This is a genomic window from Burkholderia sp. Nafp2/4-1b (genome assembly GCF_003635165.1).
Classification (GTDB): domain Bacteria; phylum Pseudomonadota; class Gammaproteobacteria; order Burkholderiales; family Burkholderiaceae; genus Burkholderia.
The window spans coordinates 91727-105885 of sequence record NZ_ML058606.1 but is presented as its reverse complement, the minus strand read 5'-3'; the positions used below and the strand labels follow the sequence as shown (position 1 = coordinate 105885).

General features: G+C 70.0%; 17 protein-coding genes. 5 read left to right on the top strand and 12 right to left on the bottom strand.

Annotated elements, in window-relative coordinates; all coding sequences use genetic code 11:
- Positions 1–116: 116 nt before the first annotated feature.
- Entirely contained in the window at positions 117–923 is an 807-nt protein-coding gene (gene gloB, locus C7H84_RS16460; RefSeq protein WP_121859776.1) for a hydroxyacylglutathione hydrolase, read from the bottom strand.
- A gap of 18 nt (positions 924–941) precedes the next feature.
- Between gloB and C7H84_RS16455 the strand changes: the two genes are divergently transcribed.
- The 3 genes from C7H84_RS16455 to dnaQ are packed head-to-tail and all read left to right on the top strand — an operon-like array spanning position 942 to position 2967.
- On the top strand, positions 942–1754 hold the full coding sequence (locus tag C7H84_RS16455; protein ID WP_121859775.1) for a class I SAM-dependent methyltransferase: 813 nt from the start codon (positions 942–944) through the stop codon (positions 1752–1754).
- Positions 1751–2194 carry a ribonuclease HI gene (gene rnhA, locus C7H84_RS16450; protein ID WP_121859774.1) on the top strand — a complete coding sequence of 148 codons (444 nt, stop codon included), beginning with the start codon at positions 1751–1753 and terminating at the stop codon, positions 2192–2194. Before C7H84_RS16455 ends, rnhA begins: the two co-directional genes overlap by 4 nt.
- 38 nt (positions 2195–2232) lie before the next feature.
- Positions 2233–2967, top strand: a complete 735-nt coding sequence (dnaQ, locus tag C7H84_RS16445; RefSeq protein ID WP_121859773.1) for a DNA polymerase III subunit epsilon — start codon at positions 2233–2235, stop codon at positions 2965–2967.
- A 34-nt stretch (positions 2968–3001) separates the two neighbouring features.
- On the opposite strand, the gene C7H84_RS16440 is transcribed toward dnaQ, so the two are convergent.
- The gene (locus tag C7H84_RS16440) at positions 3002–3334 is read right to left on the bottom strand and encodes a YnfA family protein (RefSeq protein WP_121859772.1); all 333 of its coding nucleotides are present in this window, start codon (positions 3332–3334) and stop codon (positions 3002–3004) included.
- A 536-nt stretch (positions 3335–3870) separates the two neighbouring features.
- Between C7H84_RS16440 and proP the strand changes: the two genes are divergently transcribed.
- Entirely contained in the window at positions 3871–5355 is a 1485-nt protein-coding gene (gene proP, locus C7H84_RS16430; protein ID WP_121859771.1) for a glycine betaine/L-proline transporter ProP, read from the top strand.
- 139 nt (positions 5356–5494) lie between these two features.
- Here proP and C7H84_RS16425 read toward each other — a convergent pair whose 3' ends face one another.
- Positions 5495–5701: a hypothetical protein gene (locus C7H84_RS16425; protein WP_121859770.1), complete on the bottom strand. Its 207-nt coding sequence runs from the start codon at positions 5699–5701 to the stop codon at positions 5495–5497.
- Positions 5702–6042: 341 nt separating this feature from the next.
- The gene (locus tag C7H84_RS16420; protein WP_121859769.1) at positions 6043–6672 is read right to left on the bottom strand and encodes a glutathione S-transferase; all 630 of its coding nucleotides are present in this window, start codon (positions 6670–6672) and stop codon (positions 6043–6045) included.
- Between the two features lie 178 nt (positions 6673–6850).
- Here C7H84_RS16420 and phaZ point away from each other — a divergent pair, with 178 nt between their 5' ends.
- Positions 6851–8074 (top strand): polyhydroxyalkanoate depolymerase, encoded by a 1224-nt coding sequence (phaZ, locus tag C7H84_RS16415; RefSeq protein ID WP_121859768.1) that lies wholly within the window; start codon positions 6851–6853, stop codon positions 8072–8074.
- Here the strand turns inward: phaZ and C7H84_RS16410 are convergent.
- The 8 genes from C7H84_RS16410 to mdcC all read right to left on the bottom strand — a co-directional run bounded on the left by C7H84_RS16410 (position 8061) and on the right by mdcC (position 14159).
- Entirely contained in the window at positions 8061–8729 is a 669-nt protein-coding gene (locus C7H84_RS16410; protein WP_121859973.1) for a phosphoribosyltransferase family protein, read from the bottom strand. The two genes, phaZ and C7H84_RS16410, sit on opposite strands and share 14 nt — an antisense overlap.
- Positions 8730–8895: 166 nt before the next feature.
- On the bottom strand, positions 8896–9417 hold the full coding sequence (locus C7H84_RS16405) for a phospholipase D-like domain-containing protein (protein ID WP_121859767.1): 522 nt from the start codon (positions 9415–9417) through the stop codon (positions 8896–8898).
- A 141-nt stretch (positions 9418–9558) separates the two neighbouring features.
- On the bottom strand, positions 9559–10491 hold the full coding sequence (locus tag C7H84_RS16400) for an acyltransferase domain-containing protein (RefSeq protein ID WP_121859766.1): 933 nt from the start codon (positions 10489–10491) through the stop codon (positions 9559–9561).
- A complete protein-coding gene (gene mdcB, locus C7H84_RS16395) occupies positions 10488–11378 on the bottom strand; it encodes a triphosphoribosyl-dephospho-CoA synthase MdcB (protein WP_121859765.1) in 891 nt (296 codons plus the stop codon). Before mdcB ends, C7H84_RS16400 begins: the two co-directional genes overlap by 4 nt.
- A complete protein-coding gene (gene mdcG / locus C7H84_RS16390) occupies positions 11375–12043 on the bottom strand; it encodes a malonate decarboxylase holo-[acyl-carrier-protein] synthase (protein WP_121859764.1) in 669 nt (222 codons plus the stop codon). The genes mdcB and mdcG overlap by 4 nt, the downstream gene beginning before the upstream one ends.
- On the bottom strand, positions 12030–12737 hold the full coding sequence (mdcE, locus tag C7H84_RS16385; protein ID WP_121859763.1) for a biotin-independent malonate decarboxylase subunit gamma: 708 nt from the start codon (positions 12735–12737) through the stop codon (positions 12030–12032). The genes mdcG and mdcE overlap by 14 nt, the downstream gene beginning before the upstream one ends.
- A 178-nt stretch (positions 12738–12915) precedes the next feature.
- Positions 12916–13845, bottom strand: a complete 930-nt coding sequence (locus C7H84_RS16380; RefSeq protein ID WP_121859762.1) for a biotin-independent malonate decarboxylase subunit beta — start codon at positions 13843–13845, stop codon at positions 12916–12918.
- Positions 13842–14159 carry a malonate decarboxylase acyl carrier protein gene (gene mdcC, locus C7H84_RS16375; RefSeq protein WP_121859761.1) on the bottom strand — a complete coding sequence of 106 codons (318 nt, stop codon included), beginning with the start codon at positions 14157–14159 and terminating at the stop codon, positions 13842–13844. Before mdcC ends, C7H84_RS16380 begins: the two co-directional genes overlap by 4 nt.

Here is a 14159-nt window from a genome sequence, read left to right as displayed (position 1 = left end):
CGATACTACGGAAGTGCGTGCTTCACGTCAATAAAAACACCGAAAACTCAGCGAAATCCTACATTTGCAGCAATTTTTACAGACGCCACCTGAGGTTTGGAGTCCTCCGAAATACGTCATCGGAAGCGGTTTTTCCACTCGCGCATCAACGTGAATGCCGCCAGCCGGTCCGGCACCGTTTCATGCAACTCGGCTTCGAGCGTCGCGTGGATCGCCGTGCTGTCCGACCGCATGAAGGGGTTGACGGCGCGCTCGTGCGCGATCGTCGTGGGCAGCGTCGGCACGCCGCGCGCACGCAGCGCCTGCGCGTCGTCGCGCCACGCGGCGAGCGCGGCGTTGCCCGGCTCGCATGCGAGCGCGAAGCGGATGTTCGACAGCGTGTATTCGTGTGCGCAATGCACGCGGGTGTCGCCGGGCAGCGCCGCGAGCGCGTCGAGCGACGCGAGCATCTGCGCGGGCGTGCCTTCGAACAGCCGCCCGCAGCCGCACGAGAACAGCGTGTCGCCGCAGAACACGTGAGGCGCCGCTGCTCCTTGACCGGCCGTTTGAAAATAAGCAATGTGGCCGCGCGTATGACCCGGCACGTCCAGCACGTCGAACGAGAGCGCCGGCGCGTCGATCGTCACGCGATCGCCGCCTGCCAGCGGCCGCGTGACCACGCCGATCGCCTCGGCGTCGGGGCCGTATACGACGAGCGGAGCATCGTCCGGTTGGCTATCGCGCAGTGCCGCGACACCGCCGACATGGTCGGCGTGGTGGTGCGTGAGTAAAATAGCGGTCAACCGCCAGCCGCGTTCGGCAAGAACACGACGCACCGGCGCGGCTTCACCCGGGTCGACGGCGATCGCATCGCGGCCGTCCGAGACGAGCCAGATGTAATTGTCTTCGAATGCCGGCACCGGCACGTATTCCAGCTCGTTCATGGGCGCGCAACCATCGTTATGTCCGATCCACAAATTATAGACTGGCCCGCCTGGACCGATTCGCCGCCCGGCCGCTACGTGCTGGGCTGGGAGCAGGCGCAGCTCGACCGGATCGTATCCGACGTGTTCGGGTTTCATGCGCTCCAGCTCGGCCTGCCGCAGCTCGATGCGCTGCGCGAGAACCGCATGCCGTATCGCGGCCTCGTGCTCGATCCGGCGAGCGGCGCGAGCGCACCCTATCAATATCCGTGGGCGCGCGCTGCGCACACGCCCGAACCGGCACCGGCCGGTCGCAGCACGACCTGGTGCGACCTGCTCGACCTGCCGTTCGAGTCGCAAAGCGTGGACCTGATCGTGATGCCGCACACGCTCGAATTCACGTCCGACCCTCACCGGTTGCTGCGCGAGGCCGAACGCGTGCTGATGCCGGAAGGCCAGCTCGTGATCACCGGCTTCAATTCGCTGAGCCTGTGGGGCATGCGGCAAACGTTCGGGCGCATGGCGAATCGGCCGTTCGTGCCCGCCACGCGCGACCAGATCGCGTTCATCCGGTTGAAGGACTGGATCAAGCTGCTCGGCTTCGACCTCGAGCGCGGCCGCTTCGGCTGCTACCGGCCGCCGCTCGTCACCGACAAATGGCTTGCCCGCTACGGCTTCATGGAAGCCGCCGGCGACCGCTGGTGGCCGATCTTCGGCGCCGTCTACATGGTGACGGCCGTCAAGCGCGTGCGCGGCATGCGCCTGATCGGCCCGATCAAGATCAAGAAGCCCGTGCTCGCGCCGGGCCTCACGCCGGCGGCCACCCCGACCACCCATCAAGAACATTCATGACCACCGACACCATCGACATCTATACCGACGGCGCCTGCAAGGGCAACCCCGGCCCCGGCGGCTGGGGCGCACTGCTGCGCTACGGCGACCGCGAAAAGGAGCTGTTCGGCGGCGAGCCCAACACGACCAACAACCGCATGGAACTGATGGGCGTGATCGCCGCGCTCGAGGCGCTGAAGCGGCCGTGCCGCGTGATCGTCCACACCGACTCGCAATACGTGCAGAAAGGCATCAGCGAGTGGATCCACGGCTGGAAGAAGAAAGGCTGGGTGACCGCGGCGAAAACGCCCGTGAAGAACGCCGACCTGTGGAAACGGCTCGATGCGCTTGTCGCGCAGCACGAGATCGAGTGGCGCTGGGTGAAAGGCCACGCGGGCCATCCCGAAAACGAACGCGCGGACGCGCTCGCCAATCGCGGCGTCGAATCGCTCGTGGCCTGAACCCAGGCCGCCCTACTGTCTTTCCCGATTTATCCGACATGCGCCAGATCATTCTCGATACCGAAACCACCGGCCTGAATCCCCGCACCGGCGACCGCCTGATCGAAATCGGCTGCGTCGAGCTGCTGAACCGGCGGCTCACCGGCAACAACCTGCACATCTACGTGAACCCCGAGCGCGACAGCGATCCGGGCGCGCTGGCCGTGCACGGCCTCACGACCGAGTTCCTGAGCGACAAGCCGAAGTTCGCGGAAGTCGTCGACCAGATTCGCGACTTCGTGAAGGACGCCGAGCTGATCATCCACAACGCGCCGTTCGACCTCGGGTTCCTGGATGCCGAATTCACGCGGCTCGGCCTGCCGCCCTTTACCGAGCATTGCGGCGGCGTGATCGACACGCTCGTGCAGGCCAAGCAGATGTTCCCCGGCAAGCGCAACTCGCTCGACGCGCTGTGCGACCGCTTCGGCATCAGCAACGCGCACCGTACGCTGCACGGCGCACTGCTCGACTCGGAGCTGCTCGCGGAGGTCTATCTCGCGATGACGCGCGGCCAGGACAGCCTCGTGATAGACATGCTGGACGACATCGGCGCCGACGGCGGCGCGGCGAACGGCCAGCGCGTGTCGCTCGCGGCGCTCGACCTGCCGGTCGTCGCGGCCAGCGACGACGAGCTCGCTGCGCACCAGACGCAGCTCGACGAGCTCGACAAGTCGGTCAAGGGCACCTGCGTGTGGCGCCAGTCCGCAGCAACGGACACCGCCGAAGCCGCCTGACGTCGTTTCCCGCCAGCCATGCCTGCGGCCGCGTTCACACGCGCGGCTGCAGCGCAATCACGGCCATCCCGCCAAGCGCGAGCACCGCGCCCACCGCATCCCAGCGGGTCAACGCAACGCCGTCGACCACCCGCAGCCAGATCAGCGCCACCGCGATATACACGCCGCCGTACGCCGCGTAGGTGCGCCCCGCCGCGCTCGGATGCAGCGTCAGCAGCCATGCGAACAGCGCAAGCGACAGCGCGGCCGGCACCAGCAACCAAGCCGGCCGGCCGCCCTTCAGCACGAGCCACGGCAGATAGCAGCCGACGATCTCGGCCAGCGCAGTGACGGCGAACAGCGCCGCAGTCTTCATCAGTTCCGTCATCCGATTCCTCGCAAATTCGGCCCGCGTGCGGCCGGCCGCGCGACCCGTCGCGCGCCGCCGATCATACCGGAGCGCGCCCTGCGGGAACCCCCGCCGCACGGGGGATTGCGGGCAATTTGCACGATCGTCTGTCATCGTGCTATCATGTCGCCTGTTTCAACATTCAATATCTGTCTATTCGATTTCGAGACAAGTCCGTCCGCGCGTTGCGGGCCGGTGCTTCGACCGAAATTGCACCCATCAGGAAAGCCCGCCCGACAGGCCCGCTTTTCTCGTTTCGCTGCCCCTCCGGGGCGTTTGCCGGCACGCAGGCTCCGTCCGCACCGGCAATTCGCCGCTCGCATCACGCGGCCCCTTCTCACGAGCGCACCGTCGCGACGGCCCATCGGGCCCGCGTCGAAGCAGTCCCTTGGCTCCTTACCGCCTCACGTGCAGTAAGCGCTTAAAGGCTTGCCCCGACGCGTAGCACTCGACATCGCGCTTACCGGCAAACCGTGTCGGACGGCTCGCCCGTTCCGGCGCAGTCAAAGGAGTGCATGACCTTGACCGCAACACACGTCAGCCCGACCGCTGCTTCTTCCACCACGTCGTCCGGCGCAACCACGCTCGCCGCGGACGACATCACCGTCGTCGACCAGAGCCTGCTCAAGCGCGCCGTCAGCGCGATGGCCATCGGCAATGCGATGGAATGGTTCGACTTCGGCGTCTACAGCTATATCGCCGTCACGCTCGGCAAGGTGTTCTTCCCGTCCAGCAGCCCGTCCGCGCAGCTGCTCGCGACCTTCGGCACGTTCGCGGCCGCGTTCCTCGTGCGCCCGCTCGGCGGCATGGTGTTCGGCCCGCTCGGCGACCGCATCGGCCGCCAGCGCGTGCTTGCGGCCACGATGATCATGATGGCCGTCGGCACCTTCGCGATCGGCCTGATCCCGAGCTATTCGTCGATCGGCATCATGGCGCCGATCCTGCTGCTCGCCGCCCGCCTCGTGCAGGGCTTCTCGACCGGCGGCGAATACGGCGGCGCGGCGACCTTCATCGCCGAGTTCTCGACCGACAAGCGCCGCGGCTTCATGGGCAGCTTCCTCGAGTTCGGCACGCTGATCGGCTACGTGATGGGTGCGGGCGTCGTCGCGCTGCTCACGGCGTCGCTGTCGCAGGAAGCGCTGCTGTCGTGGGGCTGGCGCGTGCCGTTCCTGATCGCGGGCCCGCTCGGCCTGATCGGCCTGTACATCCGGATGAAGCTCGAGGAAACGCCGGCGTTCAAGCGCCAGGCCGAAGAGCGCGAAGCGCAGGACAAGGCCGTGCCGAAGGCGCGCTTCCGCGAAACGCTGATGCGCAACTGGCGCGCGCTGCTGCTCTGCGTCGGCCTCGTGCTGATCTTCAACGTGACCGACTACATGGTGCTGTCGTACCTGCCGAGCTTCATGTCGTCGACCCTGCACTTCGACGAGTCGCACAGCCTCGTGCTGGTGCTGATCGTGATGGTGCTGATGATGCCGCTGACGCTCGCCGCCGGCCGCCTGTCGGACAAGATCGGCCGCAAGCCCGTGATGCTGGCCGGCTGCGTCGGCCTGCTCGTGCTGTCGATCCCGTCGATGCTGCTGATCCATGCGGGCACCACCGCGTCGGTGTTCGGCGGCCTGCTGATCCTCGGCGTGCTGCTGTCGTGCTTCACCGGCGTGATGCCGTCGGCGCTGCCGGCGCTGTTCCCGACCGAGATCCGCTACGGCGCGCTCGCGATCGGCTTCAACGTGTCGGTGTCGCTGTTCGGCGGCACCACGCCGCTGATGACCGCATGGCTCGTCGACGTGACGCACAACCTGATGATGCCCGCGTACTACATGATGGGCGCTGCCGTGATCGGCATCGTGTCGGTCGTCGCGCTCGCCGAAACCGCGCGCCAGCCGCTGCTGGGCTCGCCGCCGGCCGTCGCGTCGCATCGTGAAGCCCACCAGCTGGTGCGCCAGCTGCGCGAGGAAGAGGACACGGAGATCTACGGCGTCGCGGCAACCGCCCGCGCTTGAGCGTTGCCCGAGCGCCGAGCGCGCATGAAAAAGCCCCGGCCGAAGCCGGGGCTCGCTCGAATCCGATCTGCCCGACCGGCTTGCGCCGGCCGGGCTTTTTTTCATCGATTCATCGGAGGGAACGGCATCGGATGCGCGCTCATGCGTGCGCTTCGCAGTGGCGGCAGAAGATCAGTGCGCGCGAACGCGACACCGCGGCCTGCGCGCCCCGCGCGGCGACGATCAGCCCGACCTGGCCGAGATTGAAGTCGCGCTCGACCATCAGCTGCGTCAGCGCGGCCAGCGGCAACAGGACGGACGGGTGGTACAGGCTCGATTCGATCAGCGCTCTCATCTTCGGCTCCATCAGGCAATGCATATTCGATGGAGTGAATTCTAGGGACGGGCGGCATCCGGATAAACGGCGCGAATGCGAAGTCACTTGTCAGCGCGCGAGAACAATCGGCTCGTCCTTGCCGGGCGGGGCTGAGCGGGTAGTTCGCGGTTGTTCGCGCGAGCAAGGCAGCGCGGGAGATGCGGTTCTGGTGCTCGCCGCGCCGAACAATCACGCGTGATCGGACGCCCCGAGGACGCCGTCGCCCCCATGAGCGGCGGAAGTCGGCAGGGGTCGCGGCGCGGCACGACATGGTCCTGCCGCCCTCGCCCGTGCTCGTGCTCACGCCTGGGCCGCCGCGAGCGACGCCCGCTTCAGTCGAGCGGCGTCTCGACGAACGCCGGCAGTGCTTCCGCGCGCGCCGAGTGCGCGGCCAGCGCCGGATAACGGGCCGGATCGATCCGCGCGAGCGCCGGGTAGTCGCCAGCCATGAACTGCGTGAAGCGCCATGCGACGGCGACGGTCACGTCGGACTGCAGCAGGCGCGCGCCGCCGAGCCAGCCGTTCGCGGCCGCGACGAGCGGCTCGAGCTCGCCGTACGCGGCGTCGAGCTGGCTCAGGACCCGCTCGAGCCAAGGGGCGTGCTGCTTGTCGGACGGCCGCAGCATTTGTTCGTACACGACCTGCACCGTCTTCTCGGCCGCCGCCAGCGCGAATCCGACCGGAACCAGCGCGCGCAGCCGTGCGTCGGCCGCATCGGGCAGCAGGCGCCGCTCCGGCGCGACGCGATGGTCGAGGTAGTCGACGATCAGCGACGAATCGATCAGCGTCGTCCCGTCGTCGGTCACGAGCGTCGGCGCCTTCACGACCGGGTTCAGCGCCCGGAACCGGTCGAAGTGACGGAACACCGACACCGACTCGTGTTCGAACGGCAAGTCGAGCAGCTTCGCCGAAATGGCGACACGGCGCACGAACGGGGAATCCAGCATGCCGATCAGCTTCATCGCAAACGCTCCGCTTGAGGAATGGGACCGACGACTGTAGCAGCGCCGCGCGTCACCGCCTAGCGCGATGCCGGAAGATGCGGGAAGGACGCGCTTCATTTGGTCACGTTTCAGACACCCGCTCGGCGGCCGGAGTGACCATAATGCAGATTCACGCCCCTTCCGCCCAAGGTTCGCCATGTGGTATGCCGTCGTCGAGCAGCAGCGGGAATGGATGCGCGCCTGGCGCGAAGCGACGCGTCACGCGTTCGACGTGTGGCCCGCCGCGACGCTGCCGAACGCCGCATCGTCGTGCTATGACGACCTGTTCGAGCCGCTGCTCGGGCCGGCCGCCGGGCCGCCGCGCTTCGAGATCCGGCGGCCGGCCGTCGACGAGCGGATCGTCGCGCGCACGCCGTTCTGCCAGTTGCGACGCTTCGCCCGCGACGGTGCGCGGCGCACGCTGCTGCTGTGCGCGCCGCTCGCGGGGCATGCGGCCGTGATGATGCGGGAGACCGTCGAGGCACTGCTCGCCGACGGCGACGTGTGCGTGACCGACTGGGTCAATGCGCGCGACGTGCCGCTCGCGTCGGGCCGCTTCGGGCTGGACGAGTACGTGGCGACGCTCGACGGCTTCGTCGACGCGCTGGTTCGCGACGACCGCCCGCTGCATGTCGTCGCCGTATGCCAGGCAACCGTCCCCGCGCTCGGCGCACTGGCGCTGCGCGCCGCTCGCGGCCTGGCGCCGCCCGCGAGCGTCACGCTGATTGGCGGCCCGCTCGATGCGCGCATCAATCCGACCACGCTCGGCACGACAGCCGCGGCGCATTCGCTCGCGTGGTGCCGCCGCCACCTGATCGACATCGTGCCGCCCCGCTTTCCCGGCCACGGCCGCCACGTGTTCCCGACCTATCTTCAGCAAGGTGAAATCGCGCTGCTGTATCCGCAACGCTTCCTGCTGCTGATCGAGGACTACGCGCGCGCCGCGTCGCAGTTCGACCTGACGGCGCTGGCCGACGCGCGGCGCGCGCTGCGCGAATACACGGCGCTACTCGACATGCCGGCCGAATATTTCCTCGATACCGTCGATATCGTGTTCCAGCGGATGCGTCTCGCGAATGGCACGTGGGACGTCGGCGGCCAGCGCGTGGAACCGGCCGCGCTGCGCGGTGTCGCGCTGCTGACGGTCGAAGGCGGCTGCGATGCGGTCACCGGCGCCGGGCAGACGCATGCGGCGCTCGACATGTGCCGCGGGCTGGCGGCCGGCGACCGTCATCGTTTCGATGTCGACGAATGCGACCACTACGGGCTGTTCACGGGGCCGCGCTGGCACGGCGACGTCCATCCGGCGCTGCAGCGCGTATTCGCGCAGGCCGAAGCCGCACGCCCGCGCGCACGCCGGCGCCGGGTCAAACGGACGTGATGCCGCCGTCCTGCACGCGGGCCGCATCGAGCAGCGCGCGCACCTCGTCGTCCGCGGTCTGGTCGAAACGCGCGTAGAACTGGCTGATCCCGAAGAACGGCCGCGGCTGCAACACCGTCACGAACGCATCGGCCAGATCGTCGAACACATGTCGCGTGCCGGCCGGCGCGACGGGCGCGGCGGCCACGATGCGCGCGGGATGGCGCTCGCGCAGGGCCTGCAACGCGACGCGCATCGACGCGCCGGTCGCGACGCCGTCGTCGACGACGATCGCGGTCCGGCCATCGACGGGCAGCGGCGGCCGGGCACCGCGATACAACACGTCGCGGCGTTGCAGTTCGGCGGTTTCGCGCACGATCACGTCGGCCAGTTGCGCATCGGTCACGCCCATCGCGCGAATCGCCGCATGCTGCAGATGAATGGCGCCGCCGGTCGCGATCGCACCGATCGCGAATTCGGGATCGGACGGCATGCCGAGCTTGCGCACGACCAGCACGTCGAGCGGCGCGCGCAGCGCCAGCGCGACCGGCAATGCCACCGGCACACCGCCGCGCGGCAGCGCGAGCACGACGACGTCGAGACGCCCCGCATACTCCTGCAGCGCGTGCGCGAGCTGGCGCCCCGCGTCGGTGCGATCGGCAAAACATTCGGTCACGAGCGGCTCCCTGCCGGTGCGCCGGATGTGCGACACGCGCACCGGCGCCTGTCCAACGAGCATGGTTCATCGGCCGCGCTGATGCAAGCGGGGTCATACCGGGGAGGCGGTATGCGGATCGCGGTGAAGAAGGAGATCGGTCGGGTTCGCCCGTGCGGGCGGCCGGTCAGAGCCCGCTGGCCTGCCGGTACAGTCGCCAGAACGACTGCGCGTACGACTGCGCGAGCTCCGGCGCGCGCTGGAACACGTTCACCGTTTCCGCATGCGCGGCCGCGCCGTCGGACAAGGTCGTCAGCGCGACGCTGTCGTCGACGATCAAGAAGCGCGGCGCCGGATCGCCGTGCCGCGAGTCGATCGCGACATCGATGCCGGACGATTTCAGATAACCCGCGCCGCTGTACTTGCCGGCTCGCGACGAACGCACCAGCACGATCCGCACGTCGATCCCGCGCGCACGCGCCGCACGCAGCGCCGCCGCGACCGCGGGCGGCACGTACGCGTAGCCGGCCAGCAGCACGCGGCGCTGCGCCTGCGCGATCAGGTCGACGGTCGCGTCGGCCGCCGCATTGTCGTACGAAAAGTACGCGCCGACCGACGCGGCATCGGACGGAATCGGGCTGGCGTGGGCGCTCGCCGCGCAGCAGAGCGCGGCGAGAAGGAAGGCGGCGGGTCTCATGGCGGGCGCCATTGTAGCGACGCCAATTCGCGTGGCAAGCGCCTGTTGAAACGGTGCTGCGCCGACGCAACACCCGCGGTGAGGCGCGCGTTCGGCACGCTGGTTCCGGACCCGATTCCGCTGCCTGTTGCGCGCGGCTTGCGCGGCCTTCGGTCAGCCGGCCGCGACCCGCGCGAGCCAGCTCGCGACGCCGTCGACGGAGCGGAAATCGGCGACGCTGCGCGCCGGCAGCGCCGGATACGCGCCGCCCGCCATCTCCGCCAGTGCGCGGCCCGGGCCGAGTTCGAGAAACGCGGTCGCGCCGGCCTCGACGCATGCTGCCAGGCACGCCGCCCACTCGACCGGCTCCGCGATCTGCCGCGCGAGCTTGTCGAGCCCCATGTCGATGTCGAGCACCGACGCGCCGTCGATCCCCGCAAACAGTCGCGTGCCGGACCGCGCCCGGCGGACGTTCACGGCGGCCAGCGACGCACGAAACACGGGCACCGCCGCCGCGAGCCGGCGCGTGTGCGATGCGATCCGCACGCACACCGGCGCGACGCGCAATGCGCCGGCGCGTGCCGAGTCGTCGGCCACCGCGGCGACATCGGCCTGCCGCCCGGCGACGACGAATGCGTCGCCCGGGTTGGCGATCGCGATCGCCGCATCGCGGCCGTCGCAGAGCCGGGCGAGCTGTGCGCGCGTCAGCCCACGCACGAACGCCATCCGTTCATCGCCGCCGCTGGCGGCGTCCATGGCGCGCGCACGTGCATCGGCGAGGTCGAGCGCGTCGTGCGGGTCTAGCATGCCCGCGACGCTCCACGACGCGACTTCGCCGACGCTGTATCCGGCGATACAGCGGCGCCGCGGCAACACGGCATCGAGCAGCGCAGCCGCCGCGAGCGCCTGCGTGGTGCAGAGGATCTGCGCGGCGCGGTTCTCGCGCAGCATGTCGGGTTGCGCGGTCCGCACCCAGTCGCGCGGATCCTCGCCGAGGAGCCGGCCCGCGTGCGCGAACAACGCATCGGCCTGCGGCGCCGCGCCCGTCAGCTCGAACATGTCCGCGCGCTGCGCGCCTTGCCCCGAACACAGGATCGCCAGCGTCATCGCCCATCCTCGCCCGATTCGCCCGCTTCGGGCGCTTCGAGCGCATCGACGAACACGCTCATCGCCAAAAGGTCGGCCGCGCCGCCGGGGCTCAGCCGGCGCACGACGAATGCGCGGTGCGCGGCGTCCGCGCGCGCTCGCCAGTCGCGCGCGCGGATGCCGCCGCGCGCGACGAACGCCCGCGCCGTCGCCCGCGCGAAATCGAGGCCGTCCTGGCCGCCCCGGTGCAGCAGATTCGTATCGTCGAGCGCGGCGATCAGCGCGAAGCACGCTTCGACGCGCGCGGCTTCCGGATCGTCCGGCATGCAGCGCTTCGCACGACGCAGCGCCGGCAACCCGACGCCGTACACGGTCGCGAACCCGCCGGCCGCCTCGCGACGCGCGCCGCCGACGCCATAGCGGCGGCTCGCCCGTTCGCCATGGCTGTCGGGCAGTCGCGGCCCGCCGAGGATCTCGGTTCCCCAGCGCTGCGCAACCCACGCACCGAGCGTCATCGTGCGCGCCGCGGCCGGCGTGCCGCGCACCATCCGGCGGCCGGCCGCCGCGCACAGCAGCCCGAGCCCGAAGATCGCGCCGCGATGCGTATTGACGCCGCCGGTCGCGGCGAGCATCGCGTGTTCCGCGCGCAGGCCGATCTTGCGCAGCACGGCCATGTCGGCGTCGCGTGCGCCGGCGTCGGCGAGTTCCGCGAAGTACGGCCGCAGCACGGCCGCGCTGCGCGTGAACGTCGCGGCGTCCATGTCCGTATGGCTACCGGTGTCGACGTGGCTGACGAGCCCCGGTTTCGGATACGTATCGATTTCCAGCACGAGGCTGCGCTCGGCCAGTTCGGCGATGCGCTCGGCGTCGGACGGTGCCGCTACGCGGCGGGCGGCCCACGCGCTCATCGCGCGCCTCCCGTGAATGCGTCGGCCGGCAGCAACTCGACGGCGATCGCCGTCTTGACCGCGACTTCGGGCATGCGCGCCTGCAATTCGCGCCAGTTCACGCCCGCGCCGTCGTCACGCAGCAACTCGCCGTCGATGCGCATCGGTGCGCGTGCGTCGAGCGCGGCCAGACCGTCGAGCAGCGCGGCGAGCGATGCGGCCTCCGGCAGCGGCAACACGACGTCGAGATCGGACGATTCGCTCAGGTAGCGCTCGCCGGTCAGCGCCTGCCACGCGAGGCTGCCGAACACGCGGCCCTGCACGCCGCAGCGCGCGCCGAGCGCATCCAGCTCGCGCAGCGTCGGATGCCATGTGTCGGGCGCAGCGGCGAGCACATCGGACAGCGTCGGCAGCGGCCGGACCGACGCGAGCGCATCGGCGGCGACGTTCAGTGCGATCCGCCGCTTGCCCGCCGACGGCGGCAGCGGCAAGCCGAGCGGGATGCGCGCCGCGTCGGCCTCGTCCGGCGACGCGCGGCGCACGATCAGCGGCCAGCCGTGCGCGGCCCAGGCCTGCACGAGCGGATCGGCCGCCAGCGCGGGATCGCGCGCGCAGGCCGCGCGCCACCCGGCCGCCGTCAGCGTGACGAGCGTGTGGCGGCGCAGCGGTGCGTCAGCGTGCGGCACGCGCGAGTGCCTCGACGCGCTGCGCGACGTCGGCCGCGACCGGCCGGCCGCGCGCCGCGCGACGGTCGGTGCGATCGGCCGGCTTGCCGAGCCATTCGCCGACCTGCGCGTCGAGCGCGCGGGCCGGATCGAGCACGGCGTCGACGGCGCCCATCTTCACGAGATTGCCGAGGCCTGGTGCGAACACCGGCGTCGAGCGCGCCATTTCCTTCAGCACGTCGATCGGCAGCTTCGTCACGCGCGACATCGACGGCAGGTCCATCACCTCCGGCTCCGCGCCCGGCACCGCGAGCAGCGTGCGCGTCGCGAGCGCGGTCGCGATGAACGCACCGGCGGCCGTATGACCGTACAGCAGGCCGATCGTCCGGTGCCCGGCGAGCTCCGCATGCATCAGGCATTTCGCGAGATGCGACAAGCCTTCGTTCAGGCCCAGCAGTTCGTCGCGCTTGCTCATCCGCTGGCTGTCGCTGTCGACGAGAACGAGAATCGGCGTGTCGCCGCCGCGCTCGATCGTGTCGAGCACGCGCGCCGCGAGCGTCACCGCTTCGTCGATGCCGAACGGCAAGCGATCGGCGACGCCGATCACGTCGACGCGCGTGCCGGCCAGTTCGGCGTGGCCCGTCAGCAGGCCGCCGGTTCGCGCGATCGAATGGCCTTCGGGAAAGAGCGAAGTCAGTACTTCATCGAGCGTCATGCTGCCTCCTGCCGGGCCGCCCCAACGGGCGTAACGGGGAAATCGCGCAGCCGGCCGGCGTTGCAAAGCCGGCCGTCGACGGCAGGCGCCTCCTCGGGAGCAACGGTGCGGGGGACCGGCGTCGGCGCTGCAGCGCCAACACCGGTCGACTGCGAACGAAGTGCGCGTGGGGGTCGTTTCATTTCTGCTCCTGCAGTTGATCGGCGAGCTTCGCGAATTCGTCGTCGGACATGCCCGGAATCGCTTCCGGGCGTTCCGCGCCGAGCGCACGCCACACGTCGAGCGCATCCTTGCACGCGCCGAAACGCTCGACGCGTGCTTCGAGACGCGCCTGCTCCGCGCGCAGCATCGCCGCATCGAACGTCGGCGCACGTCCGATCAGCTCCAGCGCGGCCGCGCGGAACGCTTCGGGCGTGTCGGCCACATAGCGATCCGCAGCGCCGATCAGACGGCGGTGCTTGCCGCCCATCGTGCGCCAGATCAGCGCGCGGTCCTTCGCGTCGAATTCCTCGACGCCGCGATTGGTCTCGATCACTTCCGGGCCGGACACGCTGATGCGGCCCTGCTCGGACACCGCGAGTGCCGAGCAGCACGCGGCGAGCAGGCCGCCGCCGCCGTAGCAGCCCGCGCGCCCGCCGATCAGCCCGATCACCGGCACGCCGGCCGCGCGCGCCTCGACGAGCGCACGCATGATCTCGGCGATCGCGAGCTCGCCCGCGTTCGCTTCCTGCAGCCGCACGCCGCCCGTATCGAACAGGATCAGCACCGGCGTGCCGAGCTCGCGCGCCGCGCGCAAGAGCCCGGTGAGCTTCGCGCCGTGCACTTCGCCGAACGCGCCGCCCATGAAGCGGCCTTCCTGCGCGGCGACGAACACCGGCCGGCCGTCGAGCCGGCCGTGGCCGACCACCATCCCGTCGTCGAACTGCTGCGGCAGGTCGAACAGCGGCAGGTGCGGGCTCGTCACGCGTTCGCCCGGCCCGAGGAATTCCGTGAAGCTGCCCGCATCGAGCAGCCCGTCGACGCGCTGGCGCGCCGACGCCTCGTACCAGCTCGCACGGTTCGCGACGAACGCGGGGGCGTCATCGGTGTGATGGATCGCGTCGTTCATCGTGCATCCCCCTCGATCGCGCGCACGGCCTGCGCGAGCCGCAGCGACACCATGTCGGGCCGCGCACCGCCGTCGTTGATCGACAGCTTCAGGCCGCCCGGCGCGCGCCGTTCGACGAAGTCCGACACGACGGCCTGCCATACCGCGCCGAAACCGACCGCCGCGGTGCGGATGTCGATCTCGCATTCGTTGCCGGGCAGCACGCGCTCGACGAGCACCTCGAGATTGCCGGACGCGACCACGCCGACGAGCGCCGTGGCCAGTTCGCCCGGCGCGCGCTCACGCGCGGTGAAGCGATAGTTCAACTGTTCCAT

Excerpts from the sequence above, each read along its gene's own strand:
- gloB (WP_121859776.1), bottom strand. The coding sequence starts at position 923 with ATGAACGAGCTGGAATACGTGCCGGTGCCGGCATTCGAAGACAATTAC.
- C7H84_RS16455 (WP_121859775.1), top strand. The coding sequence starts at position 942 with ATGTCCGATCCACAAATTATAGACTGGCCCGCCTGGACCGATTCGCCG.
- rnhA (WP_121859774.1), top strand. The coding sequence starts at position 1,751 with ATGACCACCGACACCATCGACATCTATACCGACGGCGCCTGCAAGGGC.
- dnaQ (WP_121859773.1), top strand. The coding sequence starts at position 2,233 with ATGCGCCAGATCATTCTCGATACCGAAACCACCGGCCTGAATCCCCGC.
- C7H84_RS16440 (WP_121859772.1), bottom strand. The coding sequence starts at position 3,334 with ATGACGGAACTGATGAAGACTGCGGCGCTGTTCGCCGTCACTGCGCTG.
- proP (WP_121859771.1), top strand. The coding sequence starts at position 3,871 with ATGACCTTGACCGCAACACACGTCAGCCCGACCGCTGCTTCTTCCACC.
- C7H84_RS16425 (WP_121859770.1), bottom strand. The coding sequence starts at position 5,701 with ATGGAGCCGAAGATGAGAGCGCTGATCGAATCGAGCCTGTACCACCCG.
- C7H84_RS16420 (WP_121859769.1), bottom strand. The coding sequence starts at position 6,672 with ATGAAGCTGATCGGCATGCTGGATTCCCCGTTCGTGCGCCGTGTCGCC.
- phaZ (WP_121859768.1), top strand. The coding sequence starts at position 6,851 with ATGTGGTATGCCGTCGTCGAGCAGCAGCGGGAATGGATGCGCGCCTGG.
- C7H84_RS16405 (WP_121859767.1), bottom strand. The coding sequence starts at position 9,417 with ATGGCGCCCGCCATGAGACCCGCCGCCTTCCTTCTCGCCGCGCTCTGC.
- C7H84_RS16400 (WP_121859766.1), bottom strand. The coding sequence starts at position 10,491 with ATGACGCTGGCGATCCTGTGTTCGGGGCAAGGCGCGCAGCGCGCGGAC.
- mdcB (WP_121859765.1), bottom strand. The coding sequence starts at position 11,378 with ATGAGCGCGTGGGCCGCCCGCCGCGTAGCGGCACCGTCCGACGCCGAG.
- mdcE (WP_121859763.1), bottom strand. The coding sequence starts at position 12,737 with ATGACGCTCGATGAAGTACTGACTTCGCTCTTTCCCGAAGGCCATTCG.
- C7H84_RS16380 (WP_121859762.1), bottom strand. The coding sequence starts at position 13,845 with ATGAACGACGCGATCCATCACACCGATGACGCCCCCGCGTTCGTCGCG.
- mdcC (WP_121859761.1), bottom strand. The coding sequence starts at position 14,159 with ATGGAACAGTTGAACTATCGCTTCACCGCGCGTGAGCGCGCGCCGGGC.